Annotated in this window: 13 protein-coding genes and 1 tRNA gene; 1 reads left to right on the top strand and 13 read right to left on the bottom strand. The window is 70.6% G+C overall.

The features are described from left to right. Positions 1-589 precede the first annotated feature (589 nt). From HTZ77_RS42475 to HTZ77_RS48590, 3 genes are all read right to left on the bottom strand, one after another. On the bottom strand, positions 590-1,087 hold the full coding sequence (locus HTZ77_RS42475; protein WP_328809093.1) for a hypothetical protein: 498 nt from the start codon (positions 1,085-1,087) through the stop codon (positions 590-592). Positions 1,088-1,141: 54 nt separating this feature from the next. Further along, the gene (locus tag HTZ77_RS42480) at positions 1,142-1,594 is read right to left on the bottom strand and encodes a hypothetical protein (RefSeq protein WP_205304663.1); all 453 of its coding nucleotides are present in this window, start codon (positions 1,592-1,594) and stop codon (positions 1,142-1,144) included. Between the two features lie 240 nt (positions 1,595-1,834). Then, positions 1,835-2,395, bottom strand: a complete 561-nt coding sequence (locus HTZ77_RS48590) for a TetR/AcrR family transcriptional regulator (protein ID WP_175595469.1) — start codon at positions 2,393-2,395, stop codon at positions 1,835-1,837. An 88-nt stretch (positions 2,396-2,483) separates the two neighbouring features. On the opposite strand from HTZ77_RS48590, the gene HTZ77_RS42490 reads away from it, so the two are divergent. Further along, positions 2,484-2,873, top strand: coding sequence for a nuclear transport factor 2 family protein (locus HTZ77_RS42490; RefSeq protein WP_205304664.1), 390 nt, complete (start codon positions 2,484-2,486; stop codon positions 2,871-2,873). A gap of 412 nt (positions 2,874-3,285) precedes the next feature. Here the strand turns inward: HTZ77_RS42490 and HTZ77_RS47925 are convergent, their stop codons facing one another. The 10 genes from HTZ77_RS47925 to HTZ77_RS42540 form a co-directional block, all read right to left on the bottom strand. Beyond that, positions 3,286-5,610 carry a glycosyltransferase family 39 protein gene (locus HTZ77_RS47925; RefSeq protein ID WP_328809094.1) on the bottom strand — a complete coding sequence of 775 codons (2,325 nt, stop codon included), beginning with the start codon at positions 5,608-5,610 and terminating at the stop codon, positions 3,286-3,288. A 216-nt stretch (positions 5,611-5,826) separates the two neighbouring features. Next, positions 5,827-6,216, bottom strand: a complete 390-nt coding sequence (gene rplL, locus HTZ77_RS42500; protein WP_175595471.1) for a 50S ribosomal protein L7/L12 — start codon at positions 6,214-6,216, stop codon at positions 5,827-5,829. Positions 6,217-6,285: 69 nt separating this feature from the next. Further along, positions 6,286-6,810 carry a 50S ribosomal protein L10 gene (gene rplJ / locus HTZ77_RS42505; RefSeq protein ID WP_175595472.1) on the bottom strand — a complete coding sequence of 175 codons (525 nt, stop codon included), beginning with the start codon at positions 6,808-6,810 and terminating at the stop codon, positions 6,286-6,288. Positions 6,811-7,084: 274 nt separating this feature from the next. Then, a complete protein-coding gene (locus tag HTZ77_RS42510) occupies positions 7,085-7,912 on the bottom strand; it encodes a LolA-like protein (RefSeq protein WP_235996024.1) in 828 nt (275 codons plus the stop codon). A 136-nt stretch (positions 7,913-8,048) separates the two neighbouring features. Beyond that, the gene (locus HTZ77_RS42515; protein ID WP_175595473.1) at positions 8,049-8,684 is read right to left on the bottom strand and encodes an MBL fold metallo-hydrolase; all 636 of its coding nucleotides are present in this window, start codon (positions 8,682-8,684) and stop codon (positions 8,049-8,051) included. Between the two features lie 207 nt (positions 8,685-8,891). Continuing rightward, entirely contained in the window at positions 8,892-9,611 is a 720-nt protein-coding gene (rplA, locus tag HTZ77_RS42520) for a 50S ribosomal protein L1 (protein ID WP_175595474.1), read from the bottom strand. Positions 9,612-9,670: 59 nt separating this feature from the next. Next, the gene (rplK, locus tag HTZ77_RS42525) at positions 9,671-10,102 is read right to left on the bottom strand and encodes a 50S ribosomal protein L11 (protein WP_175595475.1); all 432 of its coding nucleotides are present in this window, start codon (positions 10,100-10,102) and stop codon (positions 9,671-9,673) included. 117 nt (positions 10,103-10,219) lie between these two features. Then, positions 10,220-10,984, bottom strand: a complete 765-nt coding sequence (nusG, locus tag HTZ77_RS42530) for a transcription termination/antitermination protein NusG (RefSeq protein WP_175595476.1) — start codon at positions 10,982-10,984, stop codon at positions 10,220-10,222. Between the two features lie 78 nt (positions 10,985-11,062). Beyond that, positions 11,063-11,308: a preprotein translocase subunit SecE gene (gene secE / locus HTZ77_RS42535; protein ID WP_175595477.1), complete on the bottom strand. Its 246-nt coding sequence runs from the start codon at positions 11,306-11,308 to the stop codon at positions 11,063-11,065. 78 nt (positions 11,309-11,386) lie between these two features. Further along, positions 11,387-11,459, bottom strand: a tRNA-Trp gene (locus HTZ77_RS42540).

The following is an 11,459-nucleotide window of genomic DNA, read 5'->3' on the forward strand; positions in this document are numbered from 1 at the left end:
ACCCGGGCCTTCCACTTCTCGTTGCCGAGCAGCCAGTCGAAGGACTCGGTCTGCAGGGCAAGAAGGTCAGGAACTTCGAGGGGCTCCTGGATGCGCGAAAAAGAGACGCGACGGGGACCGGCGGGTACGGCGGAGGCGTTGCGCGAGGCTGCCAACAGATGTCCTTCCGAGGGCTCGCGGCGGACTGACTACACGCACGCCAGACAACCTCGCAACGTGAGCAAGCGGAGCGGGTCGTCAAAGGGCAGCGCAAAGGGGCAGTGTAGCCGAACGGCACACGCCTGTCCACTTCGCCTTCGCTGCATGCTCCACGTTGGTCGCAGCATCGCCCGTTCGCGCGGAAACGTCAAGCCCACAAGCCGGACTTTCCGCCGACCAGGGGCCCGGACGCTGGGTTTTCTCCCCTGCGTGATCGGGCGCCTACCGTCAGGCCCAAGACGATACCCGCGAACGGGGACGGTTAACGCTCCGTCACACCGAGGACCGAACCCATGCCGGCGACCGGTGTGGTCGTGAAGGAGGTACCCCGTTCTTTGCCTTCGCCAAACCTCTTTTTTGGTAACAATTGACGGACCGCCGCGCCCAGCCCTCAGACGGTCCCGATCAGCGTCGACAGGTCCGCCGCCAGCCACCCGCCGTCACCGCGGACCATGGTCAGCCTGACCCGATTCTGGCTGATCTGGCGTTGCGGCGCCGCCTCCCCCGGAACCTCCCTGACCGTACCGGTGTTCACGAACAAGAGCACCTCGACCCGCCCGGGTTCCGCGTGTTCGACGGCCGCCGCCGTGACGGACGCCGTCTGCACGGTCTTCTGGGCCCTGGCCTTCCCGGCGAGGGACTTCGACAGCTCGCCGTAGTAGCCGGACAGCGCGCCCGTCGTGCGCGCCCTGGCCCGCGCCAGGTCGCGGTCGACCGTGCGGTAGTCGTACGACATCAGCTCGGGCGCCGCCGTACGGGCGGACGCCATCGCCTCCACGCCGTCCGCGTCGGCGTCGCGCAGGGCCCGCAGGTCGGCCCACATCACGCCGACGACCGCGCCCAGCACGAGCACGGCGACGGCCAGCACCGCGGCCATGACGACCCTCACACCCGCGCTCCTCTCCTCCGGGCGCCACGACGGCGCACTGCACACGACGGCGCACTACATCTGCACGGCCTTGGACACCAGCCAGACCCCGCCGACCTTGGTGAGGTCCATCGACCACCGGCAGAACCGGTCCTGCGGCGGCGTCTTGGAGCCCTCCCAGCGGATGTCCACGTCGGCCACCACCAGCACCCTCGCCGCCGAGCCCGTCATCGACACGAGCCCCGTGGCGCGTACCACGCCGTCCTGCACGACCTTGTTGGCGACCGTGGTGCTCTTGAGCCGGCCCAGGTTCGCCTCGTACTCCTCGCGCGCCGCCCCGGTGGAGGAGTCGAGGATGCGCCGGGCGTCGGCGTCCACGGTCTTGTAGTGCAGCGACAGCAGGTTCACCGCGTGCGAGCCCGCGGCCTGGAGCGCCGCCGCGCGATCGTCGGCCCTGGCCTGCGCGTCCCGCTCCTGGGCGCCGACCCACAGGCCGGCCACGGCCAGCACGACGAGCAGCGCGGACATCGCGAGGATCAGTGGGCGACCGAACCGAAGAGAGAGATTCGTCACGTCCGTGCATCCCTTCCGCCGGCCGGATCATAACGCGGAGGTCACCGCGACCGGACGGGAATCGGCCGGACAGGCATGAGACGGCATGGATCGGTCAGCGACGGGGTGACCCGGGTGACTGGGACGCCAGGCGAAGCAGTACCGGAGTGACTTGGGCGCCAGACGGCGTAGGTGCCGGCTCAGGCGCCAGACGCCTCAGGCGCCCGGCTCGGCCAGGGCGCGCAGGGCGGGGCGGAGTGCGGCGACGATGTCGTCGTGTGACGCCTCGCGCAGCTCGTCCAGTTCCAGAAGCTGGTGGCCCACGGTCACGCCCAGCAGGACCGCCGTCATCAGCGCCGCGCGCAGCGGGGCGCCCTCGCCGGGCAGCGCCGCGCCGACCTGTCCGACCTGCCGGCTCAGCGCCTCGCGCGCCGTCGCGGCGGCCTCGGGGTGGGTGAGCATCGAGCGGAGCATCGCCAGGGACGCGGGCGGCAGCCGCATCTTCACGCCCAGGGTGCCGAGCAACTGCTCGACGGCCTCCTCCGGGCTCGCCGCGGAGTCGGCCGGGTCCGCGACGCGCACGGCCTCGGCGAAGAGGCGTCGCTTGTTGCCGAAGTACTGCATGACCAGCGCCGGATCGACCTCGGCGGCCGCCGCAACGGCGCGGATCGTGGTGCGCTCGAAGCCATGCTCGGCGAACAGGTCTCGCGCCGCGTCGAGGATGCGCTGCTCGGTCCTGCGGCGGCGCTCGGCGCGTGGGAGCGCTGGCTCGGTCACGGGGTCGACTCTACATGTGTTGACCGGAGATCCTCGTTCACTCTACGCTCGTTGAGTCAACGCCTGTTGAGCGAAATGGGGTACATCTGTGTCCATCGAGGAGATCGTCGCGGCGTTCCACCGCGCCATGCTGCACAAGTCCGCCGACGAGCTCGCCGACCTGTACGCCGAGGACGGCCTGCACGAGTTCCCGTTCGGCGGACTGGCGCCGCTCAAGGGACGGGAGGAGGTCCGCGCCGCGTACCGCGTGTCGTGGTCCGAGACGCCGGCCGAGGTCGAGCGGGTCCGGATGGTGGCGCTCCACGCCACGGCCGATCCGGAGGTCGTGGTGGTGGAGCAGCAGACCGACGTGACGGTGGCCGGGAACCCGATCACCGTGCCCGGCCTGCTGGTCCTGCGGGTGAGGGACGGGCGGATCGTCCACACGCGTGACTACATGGACGCCTCCGCCATCAGCCGCATCCGCGCCACCACCTGACCAGCACCGCCCCGTCTCGGGACGCGTCCGGTGAGCCCCCGCGCGGACGTGAGCCCGCGGCGGAAGGCCGCCACACGAACGTGAGGGTTCGCCAGCCACCCCGCGGCTGCCGCGCGGGCCTCGCGCGGACGTGGGCCCGCGACGGGGTGACCACCGCACGGGCGTGGGGCGTGGGCGCGGGGTGGGGGTGCGCCGTGCCGGGGGCGGCGGCCACGGAGGCGCGGCCCGCTGGTGGGGGCGCGCCGATGCGAAGGCGCAGCCCATGAACGGTGACCGCGCCGATGCGGCGGCGCGGCCCGCTGGTGGGGGCCGCGCGGACGTGGAGGCGACCGGCGTGGGGTGGCCGCGCGGAGGCGGAGGCGAGCGGTGGGCGGTGGCCGTGCCGACGTGGAGTGGGCCGGTGGGCGGGCGGTCAGCCGGTGGTCAGGTCGAAGAGCGTCACGCCGCCCACGGTGGTGGCCGTGAACGTCTCCTGGACCCAGGCCGCGATCCGGGCCGCGTCGTCGCTGCCCCCGCTGCCCGAGCTCCCCGTGCCGCCCGAGCTCCCCGTGCCGCCCGAAGTCCCCATGCCGCCCGTGGCGCCTGGGCGGCCGGCCATCCCCATGCCTGTCCCGACGAAGTAGTGGATCTTCTTCTCGGCCACGTACTGCTGGAAGCGGGCCAGCGTCGGTGCCGGGTCCGTGCCGTTGAACCCGCCCACCGCCATCACCGGCAGGCCGCTCGCGAGCTGGTACCCGGCGGCGTTGTTCGAGCCGACCGTCGCCGCGGCCCACGTGTAGGAGGCGGCGTCCCGCTTGAGCAGGGTGGTCACCTCGGCGGAGGGGGTGCCCGCGTTCAGCAGCCCGCCCGTGCCGCCGGGCCGTCCGCCGCCCATGCCGCCACGGCCCGCCGCGCGCCCGTCCGGGAACGGCCCGCCCGGCTGCCCCGTGCCCTGCGGCGCTCCCCCGGACGGGCCCTGCCCGAGCTGCACCCCGCCGGGCAAGCCCTGCCCGGGCTGGGCGCCCATCGGGCCCATGCCCATCGCCCGGCCCCCGCCACGGAACCCGCCGGGGCCGCCGAAGCGTCCCGGGCCGCCGGTGGAGGGCCCGGCCGTCGGGATGGCGCCCGTGTGTGGCGAGGACGCGGTGTCCACCGCATAGGCGGCCGGCCCGGCGAGACAGACCACGACCGCCCCCACGGCGACGACCTTGCCCCACCACCTCAGCGGCCGCCGCCGCCCGGACTCCTGCCCCGTCAGACCTAGACCTGCTCGGGCTATTTCACGTGCCTGGACGGCTTCACGTGCCCGGGCCGTCGGCTTCGGCGCCGGCCAGGCGCCCGATCGAATCGCACCCGGCCGAACCGGGTCCCTCTCGGCGGAGTCCTCCCGGTCCGTCGGCCCGAATACGGCCACCTCCCGTACGGCCGGCTCTCGTTCCGTGTCCTCCCGCACCGCCGGGTCCTGCTCCTCGGTCTCCCCTACGGCCACGTGCCGGGTGGCGAGGCGTCCCAGGGGCAGGAGGGCCGCCGCCAGCGCCAGCCCCGCCACCAGCACCACCGGCCCCAGCCAGGGGTTCCAGTCCTCGTCACGCGTCAGCAGCACGTACGACCACAGCGCCGTCAGCCCCGTGACCCCCGCCGGCAGGACCGGCTCCCGGCGCTCCCACGCCAGCGCGGCCCCCACCCCCACCAGAGCGGCGATCGCCGGGGCCAGCGCGACCGTGTAGTACGCGTGGAAGATCCCCTGCATGAAGCTGAAGATCAGCCCCGTGACCACCAGCCACCCACCCCACACGCCGAGCTGCGCGCGGGCCGGATCCGTGCGCGGCGCGCGCCGCGTCAGCCACAGCCCCGCCCCCAGCAGGATCAGCGCGGCGGGCAGCAGCCACGAGATCTGGCCGCCCGCCTCCGCGTCGAACAGCCGCAACGGTCCCGCCTCCTGGTTGAGGTTGCCGAGACCGCCGTAGTCGGCGCCGTTGAGCCGCCCGATGCCGTTGTAGCCGAGCGCCAGCTCCAGCACGCTGTTGGTCTGCGAGCCGCCGATGTACGGCCGGTCGGACGCGGGCACCAGCGCCACGGCCAGCAGCCACCACCCGGCCGACACCACCATGGCCACCCCGGCGAGGGCGAGCTGCCCCACCCGCCGCCACACGCCCGCCGGCGCCGTCAGCAGGTACACCAGCGCGAACCCCGGCAGCACCAGGAACGCCTGCAGCATCTTGGCCAGGAACGCGAACCCCAGGCACACCCCGGCCAGCACCAGCCACCGGGTGGCCGCCCGCTCCTGCGCCCGCACCACGCAGTACGCGGCGAGCGTCATCAGCAGCACCAGGAGCGCGTCCGGGTTGTTGAAGCGGAACATCAGCACCGCCACCGGAGTCAGCGCCATGACGGCGACGGCCAGCAGTCCCGCCCAGGCCGGGAAGCGCCGCCGCACCGTCGCGTACACCACGGCGACGGTCGCCACCCCCATGAGCGCCTGCGGGACGAGGATGCTCCACGTGTTCAGCCCGAACACGCGCGCGCTGAGCTCCATCGGCCACAGCGACGCCGGCGTCTTGTCCACGGTGATCGCGTTCGCGGCGTCGGACGAGCCGAAGAAGAACGCCTTCCAGCTCTGGGTGCCGGCCTGCACGGCGGCCGAGTAGAACGCGTTGGCCCAGCCGGACGAGCCGAGCCCCCAGAGGTAGAGCGCGGCGGTGGCGGCGAGCAGGCCGCCCAGCGCCCATCGGGTCCTGCCATGCGTGGTGGTGGTCACGCAGGCCAGGCTAGGAACGGCACCTCCGCCCACGGTGAGAGGCGCATGAGAATCCGCTGAGCACCCGGTGCGGGCACGCGAAGGCACCCGGCGCGATCACGGAAGCACCCGGTGCGGGCACGCAGAAGGGGCGGCACACCCGGCACCAGGGTGTGGCCGCCCCTTCTGGACGAACGATCTCGCGAGGCGCCCGCGAGGGGCGCCCGGAGAGGGGTGTTACTTGACGGTGACGGTGGCGCCGGCGCCCTCGAGGGCAGCCTTGGCCTTCTCCGCCTGGTCCTTGTTGACCTTGCCGTCGAAGACCGGCTTGGGAGCGCCGTCCACCAGGTCCTTGGCCTCCTTCAGGCCGAGGGACGTGAGGGCGCGGATCTCCTTGATGACCTGGATCTTCTTGTCGCCGGCGGCCTCGAGGATGACGTCGAACTCGTCCTGCTCCTCGACCTCGGCGGCGGCGGGACCGGCGCCGGTGGGGGCGGCGGCGACCGCGACGGGGGCGGCGGCCTTGACGTCGAAGACGTCCTCGAACTGCTTCACGAACTCGGACAGCTCGAGGAGGGTCATCTCCTTGAACGCGTCGAGCAGCTCGTCGGTGCTGAGCTTCGCCATGATGGTTTCCTCCGTATGGGACTTGCGAAAATTAGGAACGGGACCGCGGTGTGTGCGGCAATCCCCGAGCTACTCGCCCGGCTCTTCGCGCTTGGCGCGAAGGGCCTCGGCCAGCTGAGCCATCTGCGTGGGCAGCGCGGCGAACATCGCGGCAGCGGCGCTCTGCTTCGCCTTGAGCGCGCCAGCAAGCTTCGCGAGGAGAACCTCACGGGACTCGAGGTCGGCGAGCTTGGTGATTCCAGCGGCGTCGAGGGCCTTGCCCTCCAGCACGCCACCCTTGATCACCAGAAGGGGATTGGCCTTGGCGAAGTCACGCAGACCCTTGGCCGCCTCGACGACGTCGCCCTTGACGAAGGCGACAGCGGTCGGGCCGATCAGCAGGTCGTCCAGACCAGTCACGCCGGCCTCGTTGGCCGCGAGCTTGGTCAGGGTGTTCTTCGCCACGGCGAACTTCGCATTCTCACCAAGAGCAACGCGCAGCTGCTTGAGCTGGGCGACGGTGAGACCGCGGTACTCGGTCAGAACGGCGGCGGCGCTGCCTTCGAACTCGCTCTTGAGCTCGGCAACCGCTGTCGCCTTATCCGCCCTCGCCATGGGCCTCCTTCCAGATGTGCCACCGGTGAAGGCCCACAGAAACGAGAACAGCCCCGGGCGCAGGGCGCACACGGGGCTCACGCACATGGATCAACCATGCGGGAAACTCGCATCACACCTGCGCGGGCTGTCCGCTTGCGCGGATCCTTCGGTCGTCAGGTAGTCAGGCACCCGACAACAGCCGGCGGTCTTCGGCAACGACCAGAGTAAGGCCTGGCCGCCGAGTTTCCAAATCGCTCTCGGGACCGATCGCTCGGTCCGTGGTGGACGTGCTCTAGTTGGTGGTGCCCTTGGGCATCTCACCGACCTGGTCGGCGGGCGGCGCCTCGATGTTCACCGGCTCGTTGAAGCCCTTGAAGAACAGCGTGGCGTCGAGCGTGGTGCCCTGCTCCTTGCCGTTCAGCGCGAGCTTGCGCGGCAGGCCGTCGGAGCCCACCCAGAAGTCGAACTTGACGTCCTTCAGCTCCGCCAGACCCCTGCGGGCCTGCTCCTGCTCGTCGGCGGGGAGCTGCTTGACCGCCACGTCCGTCGGGAACGTGCCGCTGTAGTGGGTGGTGTCCGTGCCGTCCACGGTCTCCGTGCCGACGGACTTCACGTCCTGGGACGTGGTGACCATCTTGGTGACGTTGGCCAGGTCGAACTGCTGGATCTGGCCGAGCGTCTGCTTGACCTGGTCGGAACCGCCCATGTCGTTGAGCGAGACCTTGATCCACGGCTTGGTGGCGCCGACGAGTTCCTTCAGCGCCTCGACCTTGACGTACACCGTGTCGCCCTGGAGCACGGCGCGCACCCCGCCGGGCAGCGCGCGCTGGCCCATGTCGACGGTGTCGAGCGTGAGGTCGACGGCGAGCTGCGGCTTGCTCTGGTAGAGCATCCGCCCCTGCACCTTGCCGCTGTCGTCCTGCGAGCCCGTGACGTTGACGACGGCGTCCACGGTGTAGCTGGTGACCTCCGAGGTCTTCTGCGCGGCCTGCGCCAGCACTTCGGAGGCGGCCAGGTTCACCTGGATCGGCTGCGCGTTCGAGCCGCAACCGGTGAGCGTGACCGCCACTAACGCGGCGCCGGCCGCGGCAGTGGCGAGAGAAATCCTGCGCTTCAGCATGTCTTGACCCTACGTGTCAGTAGCCGGAAATGCCGTCTTCCCCGGAGATCTAAGGGAAAACCCAGGGTCGTCCCGGACCATCCGGTGGCGTTGTCGCCCGTCCGGCTCGGACCCGCCCTGAGGTGCCCAGAGGTGTTCAGAGGTCCACGGACTCCCCCGGGGCGAGGCGTCCGATGGTCGCGCCCAGGCCGGCCGCCTCACTGGCGAGGACGCCGTCCAGGACCTGCAGCCCCCATGCGTTGAGCAGCCCGTCGTGGACGGCGTAGGCGCGTCCCGGCGACAGTTTCCGCAGGTACGCGATCAGGTCGGGCACCGTCATCCAGGGCGCCTGGCCGGGGAAGAGCAGGGTGGGGGCGTCGAGCAGGGTCAGCGCGTCACCCGGATGGAAGACCTCGTCGTCGACGAGAAAGCCGACGTTGTCCACCGGGGGCACGTCGGGATGGCTGACATGGTGCTTCTCGCCCACGGCCCTCACCCGGAAGCCCGCGGCGGAGAAGGTGTCGCCGTCACGCACCACCGTCACGCGGTCGGCGAGGTCGGGCAGTTCGAGGGCCACGCCGGGACAGGTGTAGACGGCGAGGTCCGGATGCTCCGCGGCGGCGGCGCGAAGGCGGTCGGGGTCGAAGTGGTCGAAGTGCTGGTGCGTGACGAGCACGGCCTCCGCCCCGCTCAGGGCCTCGGCCTCCGGGGTCATCAGCCCCGGGTCGATGACGAGCCCGCGCCCGTCCTTCTCCAACCGCACGCACGCGTGCCCGAACTTCGTCAGTCTCATGTCGGCATCCTGCGCCACATGCGCCCCGCGCCGTGCCGCCTCCCCTGTCGGCGAACACCGGTGGCCGATGGCCACGGCACCGGTGTGGCGCGCCGAACGCCGACGGTCGGACGGCCGACGTGAGCCCGTACGCGCGCGTACGCGAACGGCCCCCGCCTGCGGTGCAGGCGGGGGCCGTTCGACGTGCGCCCTGGGGCGCGAACGTCGTTACGCGTCGAGCTCGGCCGTGAGGCCGCGCGTGGCGTTGGGGTCGACCGGGACGCCGGGGCCCATGGTGGTCGAGAAGGTGACCTTCTTGACGTAGCGGCCCTTGGCGGCCGACGGCTTGAGACGCAGCACCTCGTCCAGCGCGGCGGCGTAGTTCTCGATGAGCTTGCGCTCGTCGAACGACGTCTTGCCGATGATGAAGTGCAGGTTGGCCTGCCGGTCGGTGCGGAACTCGATCTTGCCGCCCTTGATCTCCGTCACGGCCTTGGCGACGTCGGGCGTCACGGTGCCGGTCTTGGGGTTGGGCATGAGACCACGCGGGCCGAGGACGCGGCCCAGGCGGCCGACCTTGCCCATGAGGTCCGGGGTGGCGACCACGGCGTCGAACTCGTTGAGCCGGTTGCCCTTGGCGATCTCGTCGATCAGCTCGTCGGCGCCGACGATGTCGGCGCCAGCCTCGCGGGCGGCCTCGGCACGGTCACCGGTCGCGAAGACCAGGACCCGGGCGGTCTTACCGGTGCCGTGCGGAAGGTTGACCGTGCCGCGCACGATCTGGTCGGCCTTGCGAGGGTCGACGCCGAGCCGGAGGGCGACCTCGACGGTCGCGTCGAACTTGGTGGTCGACGTGTCCTTGGCGAGCTTGGCCGCCTCGGCCGGGGAGTAGAGCTTGTCGCGGTCGATCTTCGCCGCGGCGTTCTTGTGCGCCTTGCTGCGCTGCATGATGTCTCCTTGTGGTCCGCGGGCCAGCGCTGGGCCCTCCCACGGGCTGGGAAAAGGTCTCAGTCGGCGACGGTGATGCCCATCGACCGGGCGGTGCCGGCGATGATCTTCTCGGCCGCCTCGATGTCGTTGGCGTTGAGGTCGGGCATCTTGGTCTCGGCGATGCTGCGGAGCTGCTCGCGGCTGAGCTTGCCGACCTTGTCCTTGTGCGGGACCGCGCTGCCCTTGTCGAGACCCAGAGCCTTCTTGATCAGCTCGGGCGCCGGGGGCGTCTTCGTGACGAAGGTGAAGCTGCGGTCCTCGAAAATGGTGATCTCAACGGGGATGATGTTGCCCCGCTGGGCCTCCGTCGCAGCGTTGTACTGCTTGACGAAGTCCATGATGTTGACGCCGTGCGGACCGAGGGCGGTACCGACCGGCGGGGCGGGCGTGGCCTGGCCAGCGGGGAGCTGAACCTTGACGAGCGCCGCGATCTTCTTCTTCGGAGGCATGTGTCCTTCTCCGGGTCCTGATCGTGATGCTGTCCGGGCGCGGGTGCGGCCGGACATGTCGGAAGGCCGCCCTTCGCGACAGGCGGCCAGCCGAACGTCTAAGTGTATGTGATCGTTTTAGATCTTCGAGACCTGGTTGAACGACAGCTCGACCGGGGTCTCGCGGCCGAAGATCGAGACGAGCACCTTGAGCTTCTGCGACTCGGGGCTGATCTCGCTCACCGAGGCGGGCAGCGTGGCGAACGGGCCGTCCATGACCGTGACGGACTCGCCGATCTCGAACTCGACCGTGGGGCCGGTGGAGGTCTTGGCGGTGGCCTTCTTGCTCTCCTCGGTGGGCTCCGGGGCGAGCAGCTTGGCGACCTCGTCGAGGCTCAGCGGGCTCGGCTTGTTGGACAGGCCGACGAAGCCGGTGACGCCCGGCGTGTTGCGCACCGCGGCCCAGGACTCGTCGGTCAGCTCCATGCGCACCAGCACGTAGCCGGGCAGCACCCGCTCCTTGACCGGGACCTTCTTGCCGCTCTTGAACTCCTGGACGGTGTGCGTCGGCACCTCGACCTGGTAGATGTAGTCCTCCATGTTGAGCGACACGTTGCGGCTCTCGATGTTGGACTTCACGCGGTTCTCGTAACCGGCGTAGGAGTGGATCACGTACCACTCGCCGGGAAGGCCGCGCAGACCGCGCTTGAACTCCTCGACGGGATCGACGTCGGGCTCTGCGTCACCGTCCTCGGCTGCGGGAGCCTCGTCGGCGGCGGCCTCGTCCTCGTCGCTGTCCGCGAACTCGGCGCCGTTGGACTCCTCAGCGGCCTCGACGGCCTCTTCCGGCTCGTCGCCCCACTCGCTACGGGGCTCCTCCGCCGGCACTGAAGACTCGGACACGGTGACTTTCCTCTTCCGTCGAATTTCGTCGAATCGAATGGCGACTCCGTCAGGCGGCCTCGGCGACCCCGACGCGGATCAGGATCCGCCGAAGACCTTGAGGACGGCCCAGCCGAGGGCGCTGTCCAGCCCGTACACGACGGCCACCATGATCAGAACGAATACCAGGACGACCGTGGTGTAGGTGACAAGATCCTTGCGTGTCGGCCAGATGACCTTGCGCAGCTCGTTGACGACCTGCCGGTAGAAAAGGGCAGGCGTAGTGCGAGACTTCTTCTCACCACTGGGCTTGCCTGCGGTCTCGCCGCGCGTGTCGATCGCCACAGTCCTCACCTGAATCTGTCGTATCCAACGCAGTTTGCGGCGCGCATTACACGCCCATTATTGCGCGGACCGCACTCGCAGGGCACGAGGGACTCGAACCCCCAACCGCCGGTTTTGGAGACCGGTGCGCTACCAATTGCGCCAGTGCCCT

It is taken from the genome of Nonomuraea montanisoli (genome assembly GCF_013363975.1).
Lineage (GTDB): Bacteria > Actinomycetota > Actinomycetes > Streptosporangiales > Streptosporangiaceae > Nonomuraea > Nonomuraea montanisoli.